Annotated in this window: 24 protein-coding genes; 9 read left to right on the top strand and 15 right to left on the bottom strand. The window is 65.7% G+C overall.

Features of this window, described 5'->3' with window-relative positions; all coding sequences use genetic code 11:
- Positions 1-41 precede the first annotated feature (41 nt).
- From NGM29_RS08325 to mbhE, 5 genes are read right to left on the bottom strand one after another with little or no spacing between them, the layout of a single operon-like run.
- Entirely contained in the window at positions 42-740 is a 699-nt protein-coding gene (locus tag NGM29_RS08325) for a Na+/H+ antiporter subunit E (RefSeq protein WP_254160095.1), read from the bottom strand.
- The gene (locus NGM29_RS08320; RefSeq protein ID WP_254160093.1) at positions 740-2,401 is read right to left on the bottom strand and encodes a complex I subunit 5 family protein; all 1,662 of its coding nucleotides are present in this window, start codon (positions 2,399-2,401) and stop codon (positions 740-742) included. Before NGM29_RS08320 ends, NGM29_RS08325 begins: the two co-directional genes overlap by 1 nt.
- Positions 2,398-2,760, bottom strand: a complete 363-nt coding sequence (locus tag NGM29_RS08315; protein WP_254160091.1) for a sodium:proton antiporter — start codon at positions 2,758-2,760, stop codon at positions 2,398-2,400. The genes NGM29_RS08320 and NGM29_RS08315 overlap by 4 nt, the downstream gene beginning before the upstream one ends.
- Positions 2,757-3,221, bottom strand: a complete 465-nt coding sequence (locus NGM29_RS08310) for an MnhB domain-containing protein (protein ID WP_254160089.1) — start codon at positions 3,219-3,221, stop codon at positions 2,757-2,759. The genes NGM29_RS08315 and NGM29_RS08310 overlap by 4 nt, the downstream gene beginning before the upstream one ends.
- The gene (mbhE, locus tag NGM29_RS08305) at positions 3,218-5,791 is read right to left on the bottom strand and encodes a hydrogen gas-evolving membrane-bound hydrogenase subunit E (RefSeq protein WP_254160087.1); all 2,574 of its coding nucleotides are present in this window, start codon (positions 5,789-5,791) and stop codon (positions 3,218-3,220) included. The genes NGM29_RS08310 and mbhE overlap by 4 nt, the downstream gene beginning before the upstream one ends.
- 148 nt (positions 5,792-5,939) lie before the next feature.
- Here mbhE and NGM29_RS08300 point away from each other — a divergent pair, with 148 nt between their 5' ends.
- Together NGM29_RS08300 and NGM29_RS08295 are read left to right on the top strand one after the other, a co-directional pair.
- Positions 5,940-7,601, top strand: coding sequence for a tRNA uridine(34) 5-carboxymethylaminomethyl modification radical SAM/GNAT enzyme Elp3 (locus NGM29_RS08300; protein ID WP_254160085.1), 1,662 nt, complete (start codon positions 5,940-5,942; stop codon positions 7,599-7,601).
- Positions 7,602-7,798: 197 nt separating this feature from the next.
- Positions 7,799-8,209: a universal stress protein gene (locus tag NGM29_RS08295; protein ID WP_254160083.1), complete on the top strand. Its 411-nt coding sequence runs from the start codon at positions 7,799-7,801 to the stop codon at positions 8,207-8,209.
- Positions 8,210-8,371: 162 nt separating this feature from the next.
- Here NGM29_RS08295 and NGM29_RS08290 read toward each other — a convergent pair whose 3' ends face one another.
- Complete coding sequence (locus NGM29_RS08290) at positions 8,372-8,782, bottom strand: thioredoxin family protein (protein ID WP_254160081.1); 411 nt, start codon at positions 8,780-8,782, stop codon at positions 8,372-8,374.
- 140 nt (positions 8,783-8,922) lie between these two features.
- On the opposite strand from NGM29_RS08290, the gene NGM29_RS08285 reads away from it, so the two are divergent.
- Together NGM29_RS08285 and NGM29_RS08280 are read left to right on the top strand one after the other, a co-directional pair.
- Positions 8,923-10,302 carry an NAD(P)/FAD-dependent oxidoreductase gene (locus NGM29_RS08285; RefSeq protein WP_254160079.1) on the top strand — a complete coding sequence of 460 codons (1,380 nt, stop codon included), beginning with the start codon at positions 8,923-8,925 and terminating at the stop codon, positions 10,300-10,302.
- A 94-nt stretch (positions 10,303-10,396) separates the two neighbouring features.
- A complete protein-coding gene (locus NGM29_RS08280; protein ID WP_254160077.1) occupies positions 10,397-10,909 on the top strand; it encodes a dCTP deaminase/dUTPase family protein in 513 nt (170 codons plus the stop codon).
- 10 nt (positions 10,910-10,919) lie between these two features.
- Here NGM29_RS08280 and NGM29_RS08275 read toward each other — a convergent pair whose 3' ends face one another.
- Complete coding sequence (locus NGM29_RS08275; RefSeq protein ID WP_254160075.1) at positions 10,920-11,750, bottom strand: BtpA/SgcQ family protein; 831 nt, start codon at positions 11,748-11,750, stop codon at positions 10,920-10,922.
- Between the two features lie 233 nt (positions 11,751-11,983).
- On the opposite strand from NGM29_RS08275, the gene NGM29_RS08270 reads away from it, so the two are divergent.
- Positions 11,984-13,075 (top strand): NADH:flavin oxidoreductase/NADH oxidase, encoded by a 1,092-nt coding sequence (locus NGM29_RS08270; RefSeq protein ID WP_254160073.1) that lies wholly within the window; start codon positions 11,984-11,986, stop codon positions 13,073-13,075.
- Positions 13,076-13,192: 117 nt separating this feature from the next.
- Here NGM29_RS08270 and NGM29_RS08265 read toward each other — a convergent pair whose 3' ends face one another.
- The 4 genes from NGM29_RS08265 to NGM29_RS08250 form a co-directional block, all read right to left on the bottom strand.
- Positions 13,193-14,341 carry a mechanosensitive ion channel family protein gene (locus tag NGM29_RS08265; protein WP_254160071.1) on the bottom strand — a complete coding sequence of 383 codons (1,149 nt, stop codon included), beginning with the start codon at positions 14,339-14,341 and terminating at the stop codon, positions 13,193-13,195.
- 93 nt (positions 14,342-14,434) lie between these two features.
- Positions 14,435-14,998 (bottom strand): thioredoxin family protein, encoded by a 564-nt coding sequence (locus tag NGM29_RS08260; RefSeq protein ID WP_254160069.1) that lies wholly within the window; start codon positions 14,996-14,998, stop codon positions 14,435-14,437.
- A 46-nt stretch (positions 14,999-15,044) separates the two neighbouring features.
- Entirely contained in the window at positions 15,045-15,278 is a 234-nt protein-coding gene (locus NGM29_RS08255) for a DUF6199 family natural product biosynthesis protein (protein ID WP_254160067.1), read from the bottom strand.
- 174 nt (positions 15,279-15,452) lie between these two features.
- Complete coding sequence (locus tag NGM29_RS08250; protein ID WP_254160065.1) at positions 15,453-16,238, bottom strand: sulfite exporter TauE/SafE family protein; 786 nt, start codon at positions 16,236-16,238, stop codon at positions 15,453-15,455.
- Positions 16,239-16,501: 263 nt separating this feature from the next.
- Between NGM29_RS08250 and NGM29_RS08245 the strand changes: the two genes are divergently transcribed.
- The 4 genes from NGM29_RS08245 (at position 16,502) to ddfA (ending at position 20,927) form a co-directional block, all read left to right on the top strand.
- Positions 16,502-18,295, top strand: coding sequence for a bifunctional metallophosphatase/5'-nucleotidase (locus NGM29_RS08245; protein WP_254160064.1), 1,794 nt, complete (start codon positions 16,502-16,504; stop codon positions 18,293-18,295).
- A gap of 142 nt (positions 18,296-18,437) precedes the next feature.
- The gene (locus NGM29_RS08240) at positions 18,438-19,586 is read left to right on the top strand and encodes an MBL fold metallo-hydrolase (RefSeq protein ID WP_254160063.1); all 1,149 of its coding nucleotides are present in this window, start codon (positions 18,438-18,440) and stop codon (positions 19,584-19,586) included.
- 113 nt (positions 19,587-19,699) lie between these two features.
- A complete protein-coding gene (locus NGM29_RS08235; protein WP_254160062.1) occupies positions 19,700-20,374 on the top strand; it encodes a helix-turn-helix domain-containing protein in 675 nt (224 codons plus the stop codon).
- A gap of 229 nt (positions 20,375-20,603) precedes the next feature.
- A complete protein-coding gene (gene ddfA, locus NGM29_RS08230) occupies positions 20,604-20,927 on the top strand; it encodes a DdfA family disk-determining factor (RefSeq protein WP_254160061.1) in 324 nt (107 codons plus the stop codon).
- Between the two features lie 185 nt (positions 20,928-21,112).
- Here the strand turns inward: ddfA and NGM29_RS08225 are convergent, their stop codons facing one another.
- The 4 genes from NGM29_RS08225 to NGM29_RS08210 all read right to left on the bottom strand — a co-directional run bounded on the left by NGM29_RS08225 (position 21,113) and on the right by NGM29_RS08210 (position 23,632).
- On the bottom strand, positions 21,113-21,514 hold the full coding sequence (locus tag NGM29_RS08225) for a helix-turn-helix domain-containing protein (protein ID WP_254160060.1): 402 nt from the start codon (positions 21,512-21,514) through the stop codon (positions 21,113-21,115).
- Between the two features lie 104 nt (positions 21,515-21,618).
- Positions 21,619-22,245: a helical membrane plugin domain-containing protein gene (locus NGM29_RS08220; RefSeq protein ID WP_254160059.1), complete on the bottom strand. Its 627-nt coding sequence runs from the start codon at positions 22,243-22,245 to the stop codon at positions 21,619-21,621.
- Between the two features lie 2 nt (positions 22,246-22,247).
- Positions 22,248-23,393, bottom strand: a complete 1,146-nt coding sequence (locus NGM29_RS08215; protein WP_254160057.1) for an NAD(P)/FAD-dependent oxidoreductase — start codon at positions 23,391-23,393, stop codon at positions 22,248-22,250.
- Positions 23,390-23,632, bottom strand: coding sequence for a sulfurtransferase TusA family protein (locus NGM29_RS08210; protein WP_254160055.1), 243 nt, complete (start codon positions 23,630-23,632; stop codon positions 23,390-23,392). Before NGM29_RS08210 ends, NGM29_RS08215 begins: the two co-directional genes overlap by 4 nt.
- Positions 23,633-23,636: the final 4 nt, after the last annotated feature.

Below are 23,636 nucleotides of genomic sequence, written 5' to 3'. Positions count from 1 at the left end.
CGCTCGGCTGCGTGGCCGAGAGTACCTCGAGAATGGCGGGGTCAGTCACGGTTCTCGCCTCCGTTCTCCCGCTCGGCCCTGTCGGCGGCCTCGAGTTCGTCGGCCAACTCGTCCGCCGGCAGTTGGTTCACTGCCGATGTCTCGTCGGCGCGCTCGTCGGGCGGGGTCGGCGTGCTCTCCCGGGTTCCGCCGGAGACGACGATGTCTCGCGTCGGATCCTCGGGACTCGCTCGCTCGTCGAAGATCACGAGTGCGTACTCCTCCCACGTCCTGATCGTTCTGGCGATCGCCTCCGGGTCGCGGCCGTCGACCGCGTGGATGTAGAGCGCGTTCGTCTCGCCGTCGTAGTCGAGCGTGACGGTCCCCGGCGTGATCGAGACGCTGTTGGCGATGGTCGTGATCGCGAGGTCGGTCTCGACGCGTAGTGGGAACAGGAACACCTCCGGTTCGATCGGCATCGAGGGCGAGAGGACGCGCTTCGTGACGTCGACGTTCGCCCGCAAGATCTCCCAGGTGAAGATCCCAAGGTACGAGAGAGCGGACGGAATCGCGCGAACGCTCCGCGGGACGTCGACCCACTTGTCGTAGAGCCGACGGAAGACGAACGCGACGGGAAAGCCGACGGCGAGTCCCAGGAGCAGTTGTCCGAGGACGGCAGACGGCGTCAGGGTGACCCCGCGAACGAGCACCCACAGGAGCGCGAAGACGACGCCGGCGAGGGGCCAGGTTCTGGTCCGCATCAGTGATCACCCCCGGATCCCGTCGAGACCTCGTCGGACGGATCGACGGCCTCGACGTAGGCGTCGGTGTCCAGTGCGGCCTCGGCCCCGGCCTCGGCGAAGGCGTAGACGGGCTCGAATCCGACGCCAACGCCGACGATTGCGAGGGCGAGCGCGAGGAGGACGGCCGCCTGCACGTGGTCGGTTACCGCCGTCTCGACCGCCGGGGACTGCGGGCCCCAGAAGCTCCGCGTCCACAGGCGCGTCGCGTACACGAGCGACAGCACCGACCCGGCGACGACCACGAGCACGAGCGCGCTCGAGGCCGTGCGCGCGGCGACGTCGAAGACGAGGAACTTCCCGAAGAAGCCCGACAGTGGCGGGATGCCGACGATCGCGAGCGAGCCGACGAAGAACGGCACCGCGATCGACGGACTACGTCCGGCGAGGCCGCCCAGGTCGGCGAGGCGGCTCGTTCCCGTCGCGGTCCGGACTGCCCCGACCGCGAGAAAGAGCAGCCCCTTCGCCAGGGTGTGGTTGAGCGCATACACGAGTGCGGCGACGATGCCGAGCGTTCGGAGCCCCGGGACCGCCGCCGCGATAGCGACGGGGAGCGCGATGAACCCGACCTGGCCGATGCTCGAGTACGCGAGCACCGACTCGATAGATCGGCCGCCGATGGCGCCGAGTCCGCCGACGAAGATGCTCGCGACGGCCATGGCGAACAGCGCCGCGCCGACGAAGACGAGCGGCGAGTCGCCGGCCAGCTCGGGGCCTGTGAACGGCACCGCGAGGGAGACGTCAACCGGCGCGTCGCCGATGACCGTGAACGAGAGCCGGATGATCGCGTAGATACCGACCTTCTTCGTCGCCCCGGCGAGGAGGGCGGCGATCTGTGGCGGCGCGGCCTGGTACGCCGACGGAATCCAGAACTGGAAGGGGACGAGTCCCGCCTTGATGGCGAAGACCGCGAGCAGGAGACCGAACAGGCCGACGACCGGCACGGGGTCGATGCCGTAGGCCGCCGGCTCCGCGAGGCGTCTCGAGAGGTCGGCCATGTTGAGCGACCCCGTCGTGGCGTAGAGCCCCCCGACGCCGAGCAGGAAGACGGCGCTTGCGACGAGGTTGAGGCTGACGTACCAGAACGCCGCCCGGGTCTGGAGGGGGCCGCCGTCGTAGGCAACGAAGAGGTAGCTGGCCATGAGCATCACCTCGAACCAGACGAACAGGTTGAACAGGTCGCCCGTGAGGAAGGCTCCGGTCACGCCCACCATCAAGAAGTGAAACAGCGGGAAGTAGTACCGGTGGCGGTCGAGGTCGGGCAACACCCGGATCGAGGAGAGCAGCGAGGCTATCCCGATCACGGCGACCATCGTCAGCATGAACGCCGAGAGTCCGTCGACGACCAGCGTAATCCCGAAGGGGGCGGCCCAGCCGCCGACCTGGTAGGTCGCGATCCCCGGCGCGTCGGGCGCGAGTACGAGATACCAGTCGATCGCCACCACGGCGATCAGGTACGCGACCGCGCCGAGGACGCTGACACCGATCCGGCCGCGGTGCTGGCGGCCGGAGAGCAGGCTGGCGACGGCGGTCACGAGGGCGATCAGGAGCGGAGCGACGACGAGGGTGGAGGCCGCGTCGGTCCCTGTCGCCGCCGGAATCGGCGCCCACAGCGCGATCATCGCCGATCACCCGCCTCGGCCAATTCGGCCAGCGCGAGCGTCCCGTGTTCCTGGTAGACCCGATACGAGAGGAACAGGGCGAACGCGGTCATCCCGAAGCCGATGACTATGGCCGTCAGCACGAGCGCCTGGACCAGTGGGTCGGTGACGCCCGACGGCGGCTCGCCGTGGCCCGCCAGGACGGGTACCGTGTTGGGGCCACCCGGCAAGACGTTGCCCATCGCCAGCAGGTAGACGTTCGCCGCCTGGCTGAGCAGCGACAGCCCCCAGACGACGCGCACGAGGTCCTGCTGGAGCAACAGGTACGTCCCGATGGCACACAGCGCCCCGACGACGGTCGCGACGACGATGGCGGTCATTCGTCGCCCACCACCGAGAGGATCGTCAGGAGACCGCCGAGCACGACGCACATGACCCCGAAGTCGAACGCCAGCGCGCTGGCGATCTCGACGTGGTGGTAGATCGGGACCCCCTCGAACACCCAGAACGTCTGGCTGAGGAACGGGTAGCCGAGAGCCATGGGGACCAGGGCACTGACGACAGCAATCGCCAGCCCGTACTCGAACAGTCGACGGTAGGCGAGGACGACGCGATCCCGGGAGGGTGGCCCGCCGGGTTCGACCTCCCGCCCGAGGACGCCGCGCTCAAGGAAGTCGAGGTCGAACGCGAGATAGATGACGACGAAGGCGGTCGCGGCGAGGACGCCCCCGATGAAGCCGCCGCCGGGGAGGTTGTGGCCCTCGACGAACAGCGAGGCGGCGACAACGAGGATGATGGGGACCACGACGCGAGCGGTGGTCCGCATGATCACGGTGGTCATCGGTCGTCGCCCCTCGAGTCGTCTGTGTCCGTGTCCGTCTCTGTGTCGCCAGTTTCTTCGTCCGTATCCCCGTCCATATCCGTCTCACCATTCGTCGTGTAGAACCCCTGTGCGTCGCCGCCGAGCCCGCGCTCGAGGACGTCGATGTCGTCCGGGTAGTCCTCCGCCTCGAGTCGCGCTCGCTTCGCCCGGTCGCCCGTGCGTTCGGTGTTCGAGCGCATCGTGATCAGCGTCGAGATCGAGATGGCCGCGAGCGCGACCACGACGAGTTCGCCGAGCGTGTCGAACCCGCGGAAGTCGACGAGGGTGACGTTGACGATGTTCGTCCCACCGCCCTCCGGAACGGCCCACTGGACGTACTGGCGGGCGACGTCGGTGGTCCCGTCCGGACGGGCACCGGTCGTCACGAGCACCGTGACGAAGGCGGTGACGCCGACAATCGCCGAGAGGACGACGTCCCGGATCTCCCCCACCAACGAACGGCCCGTCTCGACGAACTCGGGAACCTCCTCGATGACGAGCAAGAAGAGCACGAGCACCAGCGTCTCGACGACCAGTTGGGTCAACGCGAGGTCGGGCGCGCTTGCCAGGATATAAAAGATCGCCAGCATGAACCCGAGGATCGAGAGCGTCAGCACCCCGGAGACGTGGCTGCGAGCGACGGCGACGGCGACGCTCGCCAGCACTGCGACGAGCAGGATCAGGGCAACCTCGAGGCGGACGTCCGTCCCGAGTTCGAACGGCGTGATCGCGCCGGTCGCGACGAAGCCGCCGAGGACGAGCGCGCAGATGCCGAGGAGCGTCCACGTCGCGTAGGTCCGGAGGAGGCCGTCGTGGACCGTCGCGTCAAGCCGGTCGGCCAGGACTTCGAGGCCGTCGACGCTGCCGTCGTACCAGCGCGACGGGTTGATAGCGCGCGTTCGGCCGACGAGTCCACTCGCTCCGAGGTGGAGTCGGTCGACGAACGGGAACAGGCCGACGCCGAGGGCAATCGTCACCGCGCTCATGCCGACGGGGAGGCTAAGGTACGTGGGAAGCCCGACGTGCATCTCGTGGGGATCGGTCGCCGTCGCGTCGAAGCCCGCCTGGACGATTGCCTGGACGGCGATGTCGGGATCGACGCTGACGACGACGGCGAGCAGCGTCAGGACGGCCGGCGAAGCGAGCAGCGGGATCGCCGGTCGACCCGCGTGCTCGGGCGTAGAGACGCGGCCACCGAAGAAAATCGACAGGAACCGCAGCGAGTAGAGGACGGTGATCACGCTCCCGAAAACGGCGACCACCGGGTAGACCCACTCGAGGGCGCCGACGTCGTGGTAGGTGCCGACCTCGAGGACCGCCTCGAAGAGCAGTTCCTTCGAGTAGAAGCCGTTGAACGGCGGGATGCCGGCCATCGAGAGTGCGACGATGGTCGTCATCCCGGCCGTGATCGGCAGGTGGTGACGGAGGCCGCGCAGCTCGGAGAGGCGTCTGGTCCCCATCTGGTGGGCGACGATGCCGGCGATGAGGAAGAGGGCGGCCTTGAACAGCGCGTGGTTGAGCAGGTGGAAGACGCCCGTCTCGGCGCCCAGGTACGACGGGACGCCGAAGCCGGCGATCATCAGGCCGAGGTGGCTGGCCGTCGAGTACGCCAGTAGTTCCTTGATGTCGGTGGCCGCCAGCGCCAGAATCGCACAGACGACCATCGTCGTCAGGCCGAGGGTCACGAACAGGAGGAGCCACTCGGAGCCGACGAAGATCGGTCGAACCCGGCCGACGAAGTAGACGCCCACCTTGACCATCGTCGCGGAGTGCAAGAACGCGGAGACAGGCGTCGGCGCGGCCATTGCGTTCGGTAGCCAGAAGTGCAGAGGGACCTGTGCGGACTTCGACGCCGCGCCGACGGCAATCAGGCCGAGGGCCGGGAGGAACAGGCCACGTTCGCGAAGGCCCGTCTCCATCGCGTCGGGATTTTCGAGCATCGCCGCGAGGTCGAACGCGGCGGTCGAGCCGATGACGTCGCCGGCGACCAGCGAGAGGAGGAGGAGGCCGACCAGCAAGAACAGGCCGCCGCCGGCGGTGACGATCATGGCCATACGAGCGGCCCGCGTCGAACCCGGATCCGACGTGTAGTAGCCGATCAGGAGGAACGACCAGACGCTCGTGAGTTCCCAGAAGACGAAAATCGCGATCAGGTCGGCCGCCAGCGCGACGCCGATGATCGAGCCCATGAACGCGAGCAACGCCCCGTAGTACCGACTCAGCCCGTCCGACCCGCGAACGTACGCCGGCGAGTACGAGAAGACGAGCACGCCGATGCCGCTCGCCAGCAGGGCGAACAGCAACCCCCAGCCGTCGACGGTGAACCGGAGCGCGATATCGAGGGTGGGTATCCAGGATAGCTCGACCGTACCCGGGTCGGTCGTCGCCGTCTCGTACTGGGTGGTGAGCAGTCCGAACGAACAGAGGGCGACGAGGGCGCCGACGTAGCCCGTTTCGTCGCCGAGGAAACGAACCAATAGCGGGGCGAACCCGGCCGCCAGAAAGGGGAGAAAAACGGCCGCGAGAACGACCGGCAGGTCGGGAGACATGCGATACGCCGACGATAGGACGAGGCCGTCCTTAAACGATTACCTTTCGGGTTTCGGCCCGTGGGTTTCGGACTCGAGTATCGGCCCTCGAGTATCGGCCCTCGAGAGTCCGACACGCTTATTCACGAACGGGCACCAGTACCTACCAGTGAGTACCGAGACGCCCGATCCGACTGACACCGACGCGTTCGAGCGCGCCTGCGAGGCACTCGTCGAGCGCCTGCTCGAGGGCGACATCGAACGCGAGGAGGTCGAGAAGGCCAAACTCGAGGTCTGTTCGGAACACTCCGCGCCGAAGGTGCCGAAGAACTCCGAACTCCTCGACTTCGCCCCGAGCGAGCGTCGCGAGGACCTCGAGGGCCTCCTCCGCCGTAAGCCCGTCCGCACCGCCTCGGGCGTCTCCCCCGTCGCGATCATGACCAGTCCCGAGCGCTGCCCCCACGGGAAGTGCCTCTACTGTCCTGGCGGCCCGGACTCGGAGTTCTCGAGTTCCCAGAGTTACACCGGCCAGGAACCCGCCGCCGCCCGCGGCGTCCAGAACGACTACGACCCCTACGGCCAGGTCACCCTGCGCCTCGAGCAGTTGCGCGAGATCGGCCACCCCGTCGACAAGGTCGAACTTATCCTGATGGGCGGGACGATGACCGCCCGCAGCCACGACTACCAGGAGTGGTTCGTCAAGCGCGCCCTCGAGGCAATGAACGACTACGACGTCGAGAAGGATCCCGAACCGGCCGAGGGCGAGAGCTTTGCACAGAACATCGAGGACTACGAATTCCGGTACCTCGAGGACGTGATTGCCGAGAACGAGACCAACGACGTCCGCAACATCGGGACGACCTTCGAGACCAAGCCCGACTGGTGTGACCCGGAACAGATCGACCGGATGCTCGATCTCGGCGGAACGAAGGTCGAGGTCGGCGTCCAGACCACCTTCGAACGCATCAACCGCGAGATGCACCGCGGCCACGGCACCCAGGACTCCATCGACGCCAATCGACGGCTCCGGGACTCGGCGTTCAAGGTCGGCTTCCACATGATGCCGGGCCAGCCAGGGATGAGCAAGGAGTTGTGCCTCGAGGACTTCCGCGAACTGTTCGAGTCGACCCAGTGGCGCCCAGACTACCTCAAAATCTATCCGACGCTCGTGGTGCGCGGGACGGCGACGTACGACTGGTGGTACAACGACGAGTACGAGCCGCTGACCAACGAGGAGGCCGCCGACCTGGTCGCGGAGATCAAGGACATGATCCCCCGGTACACCCGCCTCCAGCGCGTCCAGCGGGACATCCCGGCGGACTTCATCGACGCCGGGGTCTGGAAGTCGAACCTCCGCCAGCTGGCTCGCCAGCGAATGGACGAACACGGCTGGACCTGCGACTGTATCCGCTGTCGGGAGGTGGGCATGAACGACGCCGAACCCGAAGAGATCGACCTCGACGTCATGACCTACGAGGTCTGTGGCGGCACCGAGCACTTCATCTCGATCGAGGACTTCGAGCAGGACCTCCTGATCGGCTTTTGCCGGCTCCGGTTCCCCAACGATCCCGTGAGACCGGAACTCGAGAACGCGGCCCTCGTGCGCGAGCTGCACGTCTACGGCAGCGAAGTGTCGGTGGGCGACGCGAGTGAGGGCGACCAGCACCAACACCAGGGGTACGGCCGCCGGCTGATGACCCGCGCCGAGGAACTGGCAGCCGACGCGGGCTACGACAAGATCAGCGTCATCTCGGGTATCGGCGCGCGGGAGTACTACCGGAACAAACTGGGGTACCATCAGGACGGGCCGTACGTGAGCAAGCGGTTCTAGCTGGCTCGATCGTGTAGTGCTCAGCGCTCGAGAACGGGCTCCAGCGCATGTCGCCCGATCCTCGACGCTCGGGCGCGCTGCCTACTGCTTGAGCGCGTGTCGTCTGTTCTCCGACCCTCGAGTACGTGTCGCTCCCTTTCTGACTCTCGAGCACGTGCCGTACTGACATTTATTAGCGCTCGCCGTCGAGTCCACGTATGGCAATTCTCGTCGCCTACGACGGCTCGGACCCCGCACAGGAGGCGGTCGAACACGCAGTTCGCAAACACGCCGACGAGGAGATTATTCTCCTGCGCATCGTCGAACTCGCCGACGGCTTCACGGGCGCCGGCTATAACCTCCTCAAAGAACAGTTCGAAGCGGACGAGGAGGCGCCGGAGATCTCCGAAGAACTCAGACTGTTACTCGACGAGGAAGACGTCGAGTTCCGCATCGAGACCGCCGTCGGCGACCCCGCTCGAGAGCTCGTCGAGTTCGCCGAAGACAACGCCGTCGATCACATCATCGTCGGCAGCCACGGTCGACAGGGCGTCTCGCGCGTGCTGCTCGGGAGCGTGGCCGAGAAGGTGGTTCGCCGAGCCCCGATGCCGGTTACCGTGGTTCGGTAAATGGTTGATCGACGAATCCCTGGGGAAATCGAGTATTTGCCCTGCAGATATCAATTCTATAGTATTGTCCTATCGGCCGATAGTCTGCGACAGAGCTGAATCGATCGGTCGGTCAGAATCGGCGCACGACCACCCACCGTCTTTGGTACAGCCAACGAAACGCTACTCGTCGGTCTCCGACTCGAGCCACTCGGTGAGTTCCTCGGCAGGAACGAAGCCGTCCGCGCGGCGGGCGACGGGTTCGCCGTCGACGAACGCCACCAACAATGGCACGCTCTGGACGTCGAATCGCTCGATCAGCGGCGGGTCGTCCCGCGGATTGATCGTGCCGATGGCGACGTCGGTCGACCGGGCGACCCCGCTCAACACCGGTTCCATCGAGGCGCAGATACCACAGCCCTCGGTGTAGAACTCGAGGAGCGCGCGGTCGTGGTCCGCGACGAACGCCTCAAGGTCGGCCTCGCTCTCGAGGGTGACGGGGCGCTTCGAGCGTTCGGTTGCCTGGTCGCTCGCCTCTGCTGTCTCGCCAGCGTCGGCCGTCTCGCCTGCGTCGCCTGCCGTCGGGTCGGTCATACCAGAAATTGGGCTCGAGGCTACGTCTGTCTTGTGCCGTGAGAATCGGGCGTTCGTCGGTCGGCGCCGACTCGAGTCCGACTGTCTCGTCGCATCGACTTTCAGGCACTTTAATAGGGGTCGCTGAGTCCCCACGCTGTATGGAACGCGTTGACGTTGCGATCGTCGGCGGTGGGCCCGCGGGTGCGTCGGCGGCCGAACGGGCCGCCGCCCACGGCGCCGAGACGGTCCTGTTCGAACAGGGCGTCCCTCGAGAGGATCGAGAGGGCCTCGGCCCGGATTCGACCGACGCCGCGGGGATGCTCGACTACTGGATCGACATCATGGACTTCGACTACGAGGAGATTCCCGACGAGGTGATCCTCCGGGAACTCGAGGGCACGGAGTTCGTCGGTCCCACGACGAAGATTCGCCTCGAGACGACGGGCATGGAGGCCCGATACCCCAAGTTCGGCTACACCTTCCACCGCGCGCGGATGGACGACTGGCTCCACGAGCGCGCTGCGGACGCGGGGGCCGACATGCGCGTCGGGACGGGCGTCAAGAACCTCGAGAGCGACCTCTCGGGCGAGCCGGCCCACACCCTGACGCTCTCGAACGGCGACGAACTCGAGGCGAGCCACGTCGTCCTCGCCGACGGGCCACAGCGCCGGATCACGCTGAACGCGCTCGATCAGTTTCTGGTTAGCAAGAGCGTCTCCGACCACCTCTCGCCCCCGAAGGCGAACCACATCGCCTACCAGCAGTACCGCGAGTTCCCCGAGGAACTGTTCGCCGAGTTCGAGGACACCCTCAAGTTCTGGTGGGGCTACATGCCCGGCGAGACCGCCTACCCGTGGATCTTCCCCAACGACGGCACCGTCGCCCGCGTCGGCCTGACGATGCCCATCGGGATGAACCTCGAAGATGTCGCCCACCCGGAATCGTACAAGCTCCTGAAACCGAGCGACGACAGCATTCCGAACGGTGCGGAGTACATCCGTCGCCTGCTCGAACTCGAGTACGGCGACGAGTACGACATCGAGGAAGACATCCCGATCGTCGAGGATCGCGGGAAGTCGAAGGGAACAGAGACCTACCCCATCTCGTCGACGCGACCGATCGAGTCTCCCGTGGGCGCGAACATCGCCGTTGCGGGCGGCGCGATGGGGACGACCTCGGCGTTCCACGAGGGCGGCTACCACGTCGCCGTTCGCACGGGCAAGATCGCCGGACGGCTGGCGGCGACGGACGGCCTCGAGCACTACAACGAGGTCTGGAAGCGAGCAATCGGCGACGAGCTCCTCCGGAACGTCGCGTTCGCGGACATCGTCAAGGACTACGAGCCGGACGACTGGGACTGGGCGTTCGACGTCATCAGCGGGATGCAGGGCTCGAGCGGGAACAACGGCTCCATTCTGGACAAGAAGTTCACGGCTGGCGTCGGCGGTGCGAAAATCCTGATGGCCTACCGGCGACGGAAACTCAAGTACCGAAACGGAAAGTACGTCCAGTTGCGCGAGGACGAGTACGTCTACTGATCGCTGAGCGACGAGGTCGGTTTCCGCGGTTCGAGTCCAGCGGACGCTCGAGACACCACGCTTTTTCACCTCCGGGACCGTTGCCTCGACCAGTATGTCCGTTGAGCACGACGTCTTACCGTTCGTCGACAACCTGGTGTACGAACCCGAACAGGTCCACGACCACGGCGTCGACCTCACGGTGGCCGCCGTCTACGAGGTCGCCGGACCCGGTCGCCTGGATTTCGGCGGCGACGAACTCGAGGACGCCGACCTCGAGCCAGTCTCGACCGAGCCCCGCAATCAAGGCGACGAGTACGAGTGGTGGACCCTCGAGGGCGGCCAGTACGTCATCCAGTACAACGAGTTCCTGACGGGCGCCGAGGACGACGGACCGCTGGTCCTCCAGCCCCGTCACGAGTTGCTGGCTCGAGGAGGCTCTCACCCGACCGTCCACGTGTTCTCGCATCTCCCGTTGCTCCCGCTCTCGGTCCCGGCGGGAGGTATTCGAATCAAGGAGAACGCACGGGTCTCGACGTTGCTGGCGCTCGATTCGGGCAAGGGCTCGCGAACCGGTAGGGCCGGCGGTTCCGAACCGGTCGACGCTCGAGGGGACGTGGATCGCTAAAGAGCGAGCGTTACTGTTCCGCCGTTCGAGCCGCCTCCATCAGCGCCTCCACTCGCTCTCGGGAGACGCGGTTCGTCGTCTCCCCGCCTTCTTTCAGCGCTGTCCCGACGATCGCCCCGTCCGCACCGACCGCAAAGGCGTCGCCGATCGATTCGGAGGTGACGCCGCTGCCGACGAACACCGGTACCGGCACCTCGCGGTCGACCGTTGACAGCGCCTCGGCCACCCGCTCGAGGTCCTCGAGCGCCGCCGCCTGTCCGGTGCCCGCTCCGGAGACGATTAGCCCGTCGGCCCGTCCACGGACCGCGGTCTCGAGGGCGGTCTGTGCCAGCCCAGCCTCCCCGAGGGGCGTCGCGTGTTTGACGTGGACGTCCGCCAGGATCGCCACATCGGTCTCGAGACGGTCGCGAAGCCGGAGCGTCTCGTGCGCTCGCCCCTCGACGATGCCCTGGTCCGTCGTCGCGGCGCCGACGTGGACGTTGACCCGGACGAACGAGGCCTCCGCTGCCGCCGCGATTGAGAGGGCAGCCTCGGCGTCGTTTCGCAGGACGTTGACGCCGACCGGAACGTCGACCGCGCTCGTGATCGTCGTCACGAGTGCGGCCATTTCGGCGACGGTGTGAGTCGGCACCTCGTCGGGGTAAAACGGCGAGTCGCCGAAGTTCTCGACGACGATGCCGTCGACGCCGCCGGCCTCGAGCGCGGCCGCGTCCTCGAGCGCGCGAGTGCGAATCGCCTCCCGGTTTCCTTCGTAGCCCGGCGATCCAGGGAGCGCCGGGAGGTGGATCATTCCGCAGATTGGGCGTTCGGTTTCGAAGGCGTCGCGGTGATTCCAGTCCATACGCGTCGTGCTCGGGCGAACCGTATTACTGTTGGGAGGAACAGTTCGCGTCTCGCGTTCCACGCGTACCAATAGTACAGAAAATATAGTGATATGGTGCATTTCGTTTCGAACGACGCTCCCCTCGAGCGAACCGACGACAAACTCGAGTCGATTCGAACGCGAATCCTCGATTGCGGCAAGGACGTCGCCCGTCGGGTCGGTTTTCCGCGTCGAACTCGTCTCTTCGCTCGATGACGAACCTGTTCTCGCCACTGCGGCTTCGCGACCTCAAGATCCCCAACCGCATCGCCGTCTCGCCGATGTGCCAGTACTCCTCGCCGAACGACGGCCTGGCGCGAGAGTGGCACCGCGTCCACCTCGGCAGTCGGGCCGTCGGCGGGGCGGGGCTGGTGATGGCCGAGGCGACGGCCGTCGAGGAACGCGGACGCATCTCGACGCACGACCTGGGCATCTGGAGCGACGCCCACGCCGAAGCGCTCGAGCCAGTCACCGAGTTCCTGAAATCGCAGGGCTCGGTCCCGGCGATCCAGCTCGCCCACGCCGGCCACAAGGCCAGCAAGAACCAGCCCTGGGAAGGGAACGTCCCCGTCTCGCTCACAGACGGCGGCTGGGAGGTCCTGTCGCCCTCGCCCGAAGCGTACCCGTTCGAAAACGAGCCCGAAGAAATGCGCCGAGCCACCACGGAGGACATCGAGGGCGTGATCGACGCCTTCCGCGAGAGCGCGAGACGGTCGCTCGAGGCCGGCTTCGAGGTCGCGGAGGTTCACGCTGCCCACGGCTACCTGCTCCACCAGTTCCTCTCGCCGGTGACGAATCGCCGCGAGGACGACTACGGCGGCAGCTTCGAGAACCGGACCCGGATCGTCCGGGAGGCGACCGCGGCGGTCCGGGAGGTGTGGCCCGACGACCTTCCCGTATTCGTCCGCATCTCTGGCACCGACTGGCTCCCCGACCGGGAGTCCTGGGACCTCGAGCAGTCGAAGCGCCTCACCCGAGACCTGGTGGATCTCGGCGTCGACCTGATCGACGTCAGCTCCGGTGGCGTTCACCCCGACCAGCAGGGACCGTCGGGACCGAACTACCAGGTGCCCCTCGCGGAGGGCATTGACGAAGTCGTCGACGACGAGGTCGCCGTGGGCGCGGTCGGCGGCATCACGCGAGCCGAGCAGGCCGACGCCCTCGTGCGAAACGAGCGCGCCGACCTGGTGCTCGTCGCTCGGGAGTTCCTGCGCGATCCGTACTTCCCGCTCCGGTGGGCCGACGACCTGGGGCTCGAGGGGCCCGAGTGGCCGGTGCAGTACCGGCGAGCCGTTGGCAAGTGATAGGGATTGGCGGAGGAGTTCATAGGTTCCCCACGGAGAATCGGAACACGTCGCTGAGGAGTGAGTCTCGAGAGATCAGGTTGACGACGATAATCCCTACGAGGCGCGGTCGAGAACTCAATCGGTCGGTTGACCGACCTCGAGGCCCTCCCGTGATCCCTCGGTGATCGGGAACCCGTCGTCGCCTCGCGGGGCGTGGACCCGCTGGGGGAAGGGAATCTCGATCCCTTCCCGTTCGAATCGCTCCGTCACCGCCTCGATCGCCGCTGTCTGGGCATCGAGCTGGCGACGCTTCGTCGGGTCGCCGATCCAGACCTGGAGTTCGAGGACGATCGCCGAATCGCCGAACCGTCTGGCGACGACCTGCGGATCCGGACTCGTTCGAATCTCCTCGAGGCCCTCGACGGCGTCGACGACGACCGCTTGCGCCCGCTCGAGGTCGGTGTCGTAGTCGACGCCGATCTCGACGTCGACGCGGAGCTGGTCGTTCTCGGAGTAGTTGATCAGCTGGCTGTCGGTGATCTCGTCGTTCGGCACGAGGACGTGTTTCTCGGTGAACGTCTGTATTTTCGTGTTGAAGATGGTCACGTCGGTGACGATCCCGGTCGTATCGTTGACCTCGATCCAGTCGCCGACGCGAAACGGTCGCGAGAAGAGTAGGATGAACCCGGCGAGCATCGCGGCGAGCGTTTGCCGGGCGGTGAGCGCGACGATCGCGGTGACCGCGCCGGCCCCAATGAAGATGTTGGTGAGGTCCACGCCCCAGATAGTGAGGACGAGCGAGGCGGTCCCGAGAACGATCGCGACGTCGGTGACGTGGTAGGCGACTTCGCGCTGGTGGGTCGTGATCGCGTCGGTCTCGCTGAGTTTGTCGATCGAGCGGTTGACGAACCGGATCGCCAGGTACGCGACGGCCACCAGCGCCGCGGTAACGAGTTGCTGGGCAGCCGTGAATCGATTGATCTGAGCCGTCTCGAGCGTGTACGCCAGCACGTAGGTGACGTGCCAGACGACGCTGAGCGCGTAGACGGAACCGGCGACGAGTACGCCCATCGCCGCGACGGTCGTCGCTTCGGCGACCTGGACGCCGTAGCGGCGACGGAGGGAGGGGTAGCCCAACCGAGCGAGCCAGAACCCGAGAACGACCCCGAGTACGACGACGACGGTCGCCAGCAGTTGCGCCTCGAGCGTCGAGAGGTACGTCTCCTGAATGGAGGGGAGTGGCTCCGGGCGAAGCGCCTGGAGCAGGCGGACAGCGGCGACCATACGAACGGCGTCTATGGGTGCGACGGCATAATGAGCGCGGCCGGCAGTTTCAACGTCGGTGGCGATGGTGACGGAAAACGGCTCGAGACCCGATCAGTCGTCGGTCCACTTGATCGAGCAACCCCGGGAGGGCTGCCACTCGAGGTCGACGGACTCGCCGGCGAGGACGGCCTCGATCGCCTCCCTGATCGGGAAGCGACTGGGTTCGTCCTCGGGATTCGGTGCGTCGTCGAGTCGGCCCTGGTAGACCAGCCTGAACTCGTCGCCGTCGCGTTCGAAGAGGAACGGATCGGGCGTGCAGACGGCACCGTAGGCCTTCGCGACGGCCTGGGTCCGATCCCGGAGGTAGGCGTCGTAGCCGATCGTTCCGTCATCGACGAGTTCCTGCATCCGGTCGAAGGAGTCCTCGGGGTATTCCTCGGAATCGTTCGAGTTGATCCCGACGACCGCCACGTCGTCGTACTTGGCGGCGATGTCGTTGAGCAGGTCGATTTTGGCCTTCGCGTACGGGCAGTGGTTGCAGATGAAGACGACCAGCAGGGCCTCGGCGTCGGCGAAGGACTCGAGCGTGTAGGTCTCGCCGTCGACGCCCTCGAGTTCGAACGTCGGCGCGGGGTCGCCGGCCTCGAGTTCGCTCTCGGATTCTTTCATGACCATAGGGGAGTGTGCAACCGTATCCTCCTTAAGCGCCCCGTTCCCGAGTTCAGACGTCGAAGAAAATCAACAGGCCAAACAGCGTCACGGCGATGCCGACGGCGCGATTGACCGCGACCTTCCAGTCGGCCGGCTCCACGCTGTACCAGGAGCGTTTGCTGCCGATGGAGTCTATCTGTTCCTCGGAGTCTATCTGTTCCTCGAACCGGGCGAGTTTGTAGGGCCAGAACGCCCCGGCTAGCCCGACCGCGATTACGAGCGTTCCCAGTACCGGATTGACCATACCCGATCGTTTCGGTTCGCCGTCATATTCTTTCTGATGATTGTGCCACCGGATGATCGAAATCGGCTTCACTGCACTCGGTCGGTTCGAGCGGGTGCAGTGAACGACCGCCGGTCTCGAGGGGGTGGAACGACGAGATGAGATACAGGTCGCGAAAACTCAACGCCAGACCGATCACAATTCAGGAACGGCCGTCCCGAGCAGGATGAACGCGTTCGCGGTGAGCAACGCGAGGACGACCCAGCCGAAGATGCGCTCGGGGATCCGATTGAAGATTTTCACGCCGAGCCAGGCGCCGAGAAAGACCATCGGCAGCGCGACGGCCGCTTCGGTGAGCAGCGGGACGGTCACGTCGCCGGCGTAGCCGAGACTACCGAGTCGGTAGACCATGAGCGAGCCGAAGAAGGCGGTGAACACTGCTTTCATCTCCTCGTCGCTCCAGAATCCGCCGGCGGCCATAAACGCGCCGTAGACGATCATCGGCGGTCCCGGAATCGCTACCGCGCCCCCGAGAATGCCCGACAGGAATCCTGCGGTCGCCCCGACGACGACGCCGGGACGATAGCCCGCCCCCTCGATCCAGTCGTCGACCGTCTCGCTTTCCTGGGTCGCCGCGACGACGATTACCGCGACCAGGAGGACGCCGCCGATCGCCAGTCGCATCTGGGACTGGCTGAACCGGGAGAAGACGTAGATACCCAGGGGCATGCCCACGGTCAGACCCACTATCGGGACGATCCACTTTCGCCAGTCGAACGCCTCTCGGACACTCCACCAGACCCGGCCGTTGCTCACGATCGCCGTCACCGTGAAGATGATCGACGCGCTGGAAGGAGAACGAAAGAGCGGCATCAGGCCCATCGAAAGCTGGGCGAACCCGAAGCCGGCGATACCGTGGACGATCGACGCGAGGAGGATGACGAGCGCGGTCAACCCGGTCACGATCCAGTCGACCGCCACATCAGCTCACCTCGCTCGAGGACCGCGCAATCGACGCCCCATCCCGATCGGTCCAGAGTGCGAGATGGCACCAACAGTTTCGAGTCATCCCCGTTCGGGTGCCGGTTTCGCCGTCTTGCGGCCGTCTGGTAGCTCGAGTGTGTGGTCGTCGAATAGTTGTGAACATCTGCATAACTCATACACCGGAACGTCGCAAAAGAGACGTGCTGCATGTGCAAGGGGATGTAACTGGAATCTGGCCGTTGTAGGGTCGGTCGATTCCGATGACGCTCGACACCGACTACGTGAGCCCGTGGCGACGGTTCGACGGCTCGCAGATGAACGACAAGAATGGGGACCACGACCCCGTCGTCGTCTGCTTGCACGTCAGTGACCTTCACGGGCAACTCGCGCCGGAGTACCAGCGCTACTACGACCACGTCGAATCGGGACCGGCCCTCGAGTTCGACGACGACGGAACGGCCCTCGAGCGCGTCGGCGGAGTAGCGACCCTGGCCGCGAAACTCGACGAAGTCAGGGACGCCGCCGACGAGACCCTCACCCTGATGAGCGGCGACACGTTCCACGGGACGGCCGTGACGACGTACACGAACGGCCGAGCGATGCTCGAGCCGATCAACGACCACCTGCGGCCGGACGTCTACGTTCCCGGGAACTGGGACTTCTCGGCTGAGGGCGCCGAGGACGGCGCGTTCCGCGACCTGATGGCCGACCTCGAGGCGCCGGTGCTCGCGAACAACCTCTACGAGTGGGACGTCGACGAGTTGCTCTTTCCGCCGTACACGGTCGAGTCCGTCGGCGACATCGACGTCGGGATCGTCGGGATGACCAACGTCTACGTCGACCGGATGGCCCCGGCGTTCGCCGAGGGGAAGTACCGCTTCGGGAAGCACCCAGTCTTGCTCGAGGAGGCCGCGGAGGCGGCCCGCGAGGACGGCGCCGACGTCGTCCTGGCCGTCACCGAAATCGGCCTTCCCTGGATGGTGCAGGCCGCGAAGGACCTCGAGGCCGTCGACGTGATGTTCAGCGCCCACACCCACGAGTACACCCACGACCCCATCGTCGTCGAGGAGACCGAAACCGTGGTCGTCGAGTCGGGTGTCGGCGACGGCCTCGGCCGGGTAGACCTGCACGTCGAGGACGGCGAACTCGCCTTCCGGCACGTGCTCTACTGTCTCGCCGACGGACACGCGTACACGCCCGATCCCGACTCGGAGGCCGAGCGGACGGTCGAGGAGATTCGAGAACCGTTTCTCGCCGACGACGTTCACTTCGAGCGCGGGGAGGGCACGCTCGAGCGACCGATCGATACGGTCGTGGGGCGAACGGAGGTGCCCCTCCACCGCCGAGCGTTCCTCGAGAGCGGGTGGAACGCGCTGTTCAACGACGCGCTCATGGACCACTTCAACGCCGACCTCGCGGTTTCACACGGGTTTCGCTACGGGTCGACGATCCCCGCCGGCGAGATTCGACTCGAGCACCTCTACCGGGCGTTTCCGATGACGGGCGCCGTCGCCCGCGGGGACGCCTACGGCCAGCAACTGACGAACCACCTGGAGCACTTCCTCACGGACAACTTCACGCCGTACGTCTACGAGCAGGAGGACGGCCGCGTCCGGAACTTCTCGACCAACGTCGAGGTCGAAATCGATCCGACCGCGAAACGCGGGCGACGGCTCGTCGACCTCCGCGTCGACGGCGAGTCCGTCGATCCCGACGCGCGGTACTCGGTCGCGACGTTCACCCGCCCCGGCGACCCCGACCACGACCTCGGGAATTGCGGGTTTCCCTTCCGCAACGTGGACGTCGACGAGGGGTCGATTCCGGTCGACGTCGTGACCGATTACCTCGAGGACCACTCGCCGGTGACCTACGAACCGGGCGAGCTCGTCCGAACGCCCGCCGACGGCGGCGACGTCCAGAACACGCCGGCCGACGGCCCGTACCCCTACGTTCAGCCCGGGGTCGACTACGGAGGTGCGGACGCCTACTGCGAGACGCGGCTGATACCGGAGCGAAACCAGTTCCCCGAGGAGGGACGAAACCAATTCCGGTAGCGATGCGTGGCGACGAGAGCGACGGATCGAGAACTGAATCCAGGACGGCGCCCTCGCTTGGATTGGAGACCTCGAGAGTAGTATCTTGCAAGGAAGACGCATTTCCGCGTCCCCCACGCACTGACAGCATACGGAGGTTCACATGGTACACCAGATCACCGCCGAACGACTCGCCGACATGATCGACGCGGGCGAGTCGATCACGCTCGTCGACACGCGACAGGAGGACAGTTACGAGGGGTGGCACATTCGAGGCGCCGAGAACGTTCCCTTCGACCCCGACGAGGGGTTCACGGACGAACACCGGGCGCGCGTCGACGAGGCCAGCGAGAACGGCTCGATCGTCGCGATCTGTGGAAAGGGCCTCACGTCGACGCCGTTCGGGATCGAACTCGAGGACCACGGCTACGACGACGTCAGGGTCGTGAAAGGCGGGATGGAAGACTGGAGCAAAGTGTACGAGGTCGTCCCCACCGACACCGAAAGCGAGGAGCTCGTGATCGTACAGGTGCAACGACGAGCGAAGGGCTGTCTCGGGTACGTCGTCGGCTCGAGCGAGTCGGGGCGGGCCGCCGTCGTCGACCCCACCCGCCAGACGGACCGACTCAAGGTCGTCGCCGAGGAGGCCGGCCTCACGATCGAGCGCGTCCTGGACACGCACGTCCACGCCGACCACGTCTCGGGGGGCCGAACGCTCGCCGACGAACTCGGCGTCCCCTACCACTTCGGCGAACGCGCGAGCGAACGCGACGTCGAGTACGACTACGAACCCCTCGCCGACGGGGAGACGATCGACATCGGCGGCGTGGAAATCGAAGCGCTCCACACGCCGGGGCACACGACGGAGATGATGAACTATCGCGTAGACGACGAGGCCGTCCTGACGGGGGACACGCTGTTCGTCGAATCCGTCGGCCGGACGGAACTCCAGTTCGGCGACGAGGACGCCGCCGACGGCGCCGAAATGCTCTACGATTCCCTCCACGAGACGCTCCTCGAGCTTCCCGAGGACACGCGCGTCCTGCCCGGCCACGTCTCGGTCTCGGCGGACGGAAGGTACGAGGTCGCCTCGCCAGGCGACGCAGTCGAGGCCCGACTCAGTACGCTCCGAGACGAACTCGACCTCCTGGGCCTCGAGAAGGAGGCGTTCGTGAGCCGCCTCGTCGACAACACGCCCGAGAAGCCGGCGAACTACGAGCGCGTCATCGAGATCAACACCGGGCAGGCGACGCTCGAGGACGAGCAGGAGGCGACCGAACTCGAGATGGGGCCGAACAACTGCGCGGCCTAGTGTCGGTTCGCGACCCCGTAGCGGGCCGAACGACCGCAACAACCGAACGGCCTGTGCGTACGGATTCGGCAGTAGGCGATTTACGGTCGTGCTCGTCGAACGAGACGGTACGAATGAGCGTACTCACGGAACTCACGATCCCGGCCGACGAGTTCGTCCTCGCGGATACGTTGACGGCGTCGCCGGACATGCACATCGAGATCAAGCGCGTCGTGGGCGGGAAATCCACCGTCACGCCCTACCTCTGGGCCTCCGGCGAGGGGTTCGACGCCTTCGAGAAACAACTCCGGGACGACGACATGGTCCGGGAAGTCCTCATGCTCGAGGAGCAAAACGAGCGATCGGACGAGGACGACACGGAGGAACGATTTTACCGGGTGACCTGGGAGATGGACGTACCAAACCTCATCACGGCCGTCTCGGACGCGAGAGCGACCGTGCTCGAGGCGGTGAGCAACGAAGAACACCGCTGGGAAGTGAAAATCCTCTTTCCCGGCGAACAATCCCTCTCTGACTTTCACGAGTATTGCGTCGAACACGGCTTTTCGTTCGAACCCCAGCGCGTGTACCGCCCCGAAAACCCAGAAGAGCAGGCGGAGTACGGCGTCACAGCCGAGCAACAGGAAGCGCTCGAGGCAGCCTATCACGCCGGATACTTCGACGTCCCCCGCGATCGGACGCTGACGGACCTCGCGACCGAACTCGACATCTCGCGAAACGCGCTGTCCGCTCGGCTCCGGCGCGGCCAGCGAAACCTCCTCGCCAACACGCTCGTGCGCGAAAAGTGAACGATTATTCACGACTCTTCTCCTGACGAGGAGACGGGACCCGTTATAAACGCCGTGCGTGCTACCACAACAGACCTATCCGCTCGCTTCACCAAGGCTAAATCGGCGAAGGGAGTGGTATCATGTACACTATCGAACGGTCTACAGCACCCGCTGCGAGACGTACAGGAGACAGTGTGGGGAACAGTCTTGCAAGTATCGGTAAAACCAGGAGCGCGTATCTGTTAGAATGACAATTGACCACCACCAGAATTCACCGTCTGTCAGCCATCGTGTCGTGAACGCGGTCGCCAGGAAGGAAGGGATCGATCCGATCGATCTGGAACCGCTGTATCACGCAATCGATCCGGATAGCCTCGACAGGCTGTTCTCGAGCGAGGCGGCGGCCGACGACCGGGCGGCCGACGAGCTCACGTTTACGTTCGCCGGCTATCGAGTCACCGTCTCCGCCGACGGATCGGTCGACGTGGCCACGATCAGCGGAGACGGCGGGCAACCGAGTTCGATCGACCAGTCAGCCACACCGTCAGGCGAACCGAACACCCCCGATTGAGCGAGCACCGACACGACTGCCGGTGTGACGAAATCGACGGGAAGTCCTGAGGCTATCGAGTTTCTCGGTGGACCGAGCATCGCGATGGTTGCGGTTTGGTATCGGTCCCGACTCGCTCGAGAGTGACGTCTCGAACCGATAAAAGTGGGAGATTCGCTCGAGGGCGTCGACTACCGAGTAATCGACTATCCTTCGACCGGGGCCGTCGCCTCGGCCTGCTCGTACTTGTCCTCGAACTCCTGGATGAGCTGGCCCATCTTCGCGTACCAGTCGTTGAGCAGGCGCTGCATGTCGCCGGCGATCTTCGACGGGTCGGTCGGCGAGTAGACGTGATAGTAGCCGCCCTGGTCGTAGTTGACCTGTTCCTTCTGGATGAAACCCGTCTGGAGCAGGCGCTGGACGGCCCGGTAGGCCGTCGATCGCTCGCGGTCGACCGTCGCCGCGATTTCGTCCACCGTCAGCGGTTCCTCGGCTTCCACCAGCGCCTCGAAGCACGCCCTGTCGAGTTGTTTGAGGCCGTGAAAGCACTCGAGGAGCCCCTCACAGACCATGTCTTGCTGGAGTTGTTCGGCCATCGAGTCTGGCATCAGTATCGTGAATACGTAGCGGCCGAGTCGTTAAAAGATTTGTGTATAGATTGCACAATTCCGCGTCGAGCTGTCCCGGAGCCGGTGCGCGACGGTCTCGTCTATCAGGCTCCACCAGGTTGCGACTGGGCACGACCGATCGACCTCGCAACCGCGAGCACGTATGCGAGCCCGTACTGCACGTCCGGGTCGCGTGTCGCGCGAAGCAGTCCAACGGGGCCAACGGGCTCGAGGGCCTCGCGTTCGGCGGCCCCGACGCTCTCGAGCATCGTCTCGATGCCGGTTCGGGTGTCGTCGTCGGCGGCCGTGTCGGCTACTTCCCCGAGTGCGGCTCCCGTGCCCGCGAGGGAAGTGACCATCTCGTCGTCGAGGGCGGCTGTCGCGAGCGTGACGACCCCGGCGAGGTCGCTCAGTTCGTCCAACGTGCCGCTTCGCTGTAACTCGAGGACGGTCTCCAGGGCGTCCTGGAGGTCGGCCCCATTTTGCCCGACCGTTTCGGCCAGACCGATCGTCTCCTCGGTCGCGAGGCCGTCCGCGGATTCGGCGAGGGTCGATCCCGTGTTCGCGAGTTCGACGACCATCTCGTCGGTGAGTGCACCGTCGCCGAGCGAGACCACGTCGAGCAGTTCATTGACGGCGTCGAGTCGGCGGACGAACGCCGCGACGGCCTCGGGGTTCTCCGCGATAGCGGCCTCGAGGTCGTCCCGTCCGCTCGATGTCTGTTCGGACATGTTTAGAGGAGACCCCGTGCGGTGAGCCAGTACGATTCGTTGTACGCCAGCTTCGACCAGTGGAGCTTTTGCGAGGGTCGGGCCGGCGACGGCGGGTTCTCGTAATCGAACTCGACGAACGACGCCGCGTCCATGCCCGTTTCGATGAAACAGAGCGTCTTGCCGTCGTAGACCGCCGTCGGCGGCTGGCCACGAATCTCGCTCGCGAGTCGCTGGCTGACGACACCGGCCTGGTAGTGGGCGACGCTCCCGGCGTTCGGGACGCCAGTGTTGGCCGTGTCGCCGAGCGCGTAGACGTTCTCGGCAGCTTCCGCTTCGAGCGTGTGCTTGTTCACGTCGACCCAGCCGCGGTCGCCGAGGCCCGCCTCCTCGATCAGGTCGATCCCGCGGTGGGGCGGAATCCCGACGAGAAGGTCGTACTCGAGGTCCGTCCCCTCCATCGACCGGACGACGTTCTCGTCGGCGTCGATTTCCTCGGCGTTGAAGAACGTCTCCACGCGGATGTCCCGCTCGTCCATGAGGGGGCGCGCCCACTCGGCGATGTGGGGATTGCCGTGGACGCGCTGGATGGGGTAGGTGTAGGTGATGTCGACGTCCTCGCGGAGACCTCGCTCGCGGAACCAGTCGTCAGCCATGAAGACGAACTCGAGGGGTGCCGCCGGGCACATGTGTGGGGTGCCAACGACGCTGAGCACCAGGTGACCCTCGGTGAACGAGAGGAGTTCGTCCCTGAGCGCGGTCGCCCCCGATTCGCTGTAGTAGTCGTGTCCGGCCTCAGCCAGGCCGGGGATCTCCTCGGGGGCGAGCGTCGACCCGGTGGCGAGCACGAGGTAATCGTACTCGATCGGCCTGCCGGGGTTTCGCGAGCGCAATCGCTGGGCGTCGGCGTCGATGTCGGTGATTCGGTCGATTCGCAGGGTCACCCGGCTGTCGAGCAGTTCCTCGAGCGGCCGACGGCCGTTTTCGAGTTCCCGCTGGCCGAACGGCACGTAGAGCCACACCGGCTTGTAGACGTGGTCCGGGCCATCGTTGATCAACGTGATCTCGACGTCGCCGGCGTCGATCTCTCTGTCGAGGCGGCCAGCCAGGTTGTTCGCGAGCACGGTACCACCGGTTCCGCCGCCGACGATGACGACACGTTCGGTCATGCCTTCTCCACGTAGAACGCCTGATAATCGTCGTGCGATTCGACTGCTAGCACCTCGTTTCCGGCTTGCTCGGCCCACTCGGGCACGTCCGTGAGCGACTGATCGTTGTCGCTCAGCAGGCACACCACTGCGCCGGGCTCGACGCTTCGGATCTTTCCGATGAGGTCCATGAGCGGGCCGGGGCACGCGGCCCCACGGGCGTTGACGGTTTCGGTCGGCTCGATGTCTGTGTCTGTCATCGTC

This window comes from Natronosalvus rutilus (assembly GCF_024204665.1).
In the GTDB taxonomy this organism is placed as follows: domain Archaea; phylum Halobacteriota; class Halobacteria; order Halobacteriales; family Natrialbaceae; genus Natronosalvus; species Natronosalvus rutilus.
Note: the sequence above shows the minus strand (reverse complement) of the source record. Positions and strands in the feature narration are given on the sequence as shown.

Coding starts and splice junctions, on each gene's coding strand:
- ddfA (WP_254160061.1), top strand. CDS start 20,604: ATGACAATTGACCACCACCAGAATTCACCGTCTGTCAGCCATCGTGTC.
- NGM29_RS08265 (WP_254160071.1), bottom strand. CDS start 14,341: ATGGTCGCCGCTGTCCGCCTGCTCCAGGCGCTTCGCCCGGAGCCACTC.
- NGM29_RS08215 (WP_254160057.1), bottom strand. CDS start 23,393: ATGACCGAACGTGTCGTCATCGTCGGCGGCGGAACCGGTGGTACCGTG.
- NGM29_RS08315 (WP_254160091.1), bottom strand. CDS start 2,760: ATGACCGCCATCGTCGTCGCGACCGTCGTCGGGGCGCTGTGTGCCATC.
- NGM29_RS08255 (WP_254160067.1), bottom strand. CDS start 15,278: ATGGTCAATCCGGTACTGGGAACGCTCGTAATCGCGGTCGGGCTAGCC.
- NGM29_RS08275 (WP_254160075.1), bottom strand. CDS start 11,750: ATGGACTGGAATCACCGCGACGCCTTCGAAACCGAACGCCCAATCTGC.
- NGM29_RS08240 (WP_254160063.1), top strand. CDS start 18,438: ATGGTACACCAGATCACCGCCGAACGACTCGCCGACATGATCGACGCG.
- NGM29_RS08225 (WP_254160060.1), bottom strand. CDS start 21,514: ATGCCAGACTCGATGGCCGAACAACTCCAGCAAGACATGGTCTGTGAG.
- NGM29_RS08235 (WP_254160062.1), top strand. CDS start 19,700: ATGAGCGTACTCACGGAACTCACGATCCCGGCCGACGAGTTCGTCCTC.
- NGM29_RS08290 (WP_254160081.1), bottom strand. CDS start 8,782: ATGACCGACCCGACGGCAGGCGACGCAGGCGAGACGGCCGACGCTGGC.
- NGM29_RS08245 (WP_254160064.1), top strand. CDS start 16,502: ATGACGCTCGACACCGACTACGTGAGCCCGTGGCGACGGTTCGACGGC.
- NGM29_RS08295 (WP_254160083.1), top strand. CDS start 7,799: ATGGCAATTCTCGTCGCCTACGACGGCTCGGACCCCGCACAGGAGGCG.
- NGM29_RS08285 (WP_254160079.1), top strand. CDS start 8,923: ATGGAACGCGTTGACGTTGCGATCGTCGGCGGTGGGCCCGCGGGTGCG.
- NGM29_RS08220 (WP_254160059.1), bottom strand. CDS start 22,245: ATGTCCGAACAGACATCGAGCGGACGGGACGACCTCGAGGCCGCTATC.
- NGM29_RS08320 (WP_254160093.1), bottom strand. CDS start 2,401: ATGATCGCGCTGTGGGCGCCGATTCCGGCGGCGACAGGGACCGACGCG.
- mbhE (WP_254160087.1), bottom strand. CDS start 5,791: ATGTCTCCCGACCTGCCGGTCGTTCTCGCGGCCGTTTTTCTCCCCTTT.
- NGM29_RS08270 (WP_254160073.1), top strand. CDS start 11,984: ATGACGAACCTGTTCTCGCCACTGCGGCTTCGCGACCTCAAGATCCCC.
- NGM29_RS08310 (WP_254160089.1), bottom strand. CDS start 3,221: ATGACCACCGTGATCATGCGGACCACCGCTCGCGTCGTGGTCCCCATC.
- NGM29_RS08280 (WP_254160077.1), top strand. CDS start 10,397: ATGTCCGTTGAGCACGACGTCTTACCGTTCGTCGACAACCTGGTGTAC.
- NGM29_RS08325 (WP_254160095.1), bottom strand. CDS start 740: ATGCGGACCAGAACCTGGCCCCTCGCCGGCGTCGTCTTCGCGCTCCTG.
- NGM29_RS08210 (WP_254160055.1), bottom strand. CDS start 23,632: ATGACAGACACAGACATCGAGCCGACCGAAACCGTCAACGCCCGTGGG.
- NGM29_RS08260 (WP_254160069.1), bottom strand. CDS start 14,998: ATGGTCATGAAAGAATCCGAGAGCGAACTCGAGGCCGGCGACCCCGCG.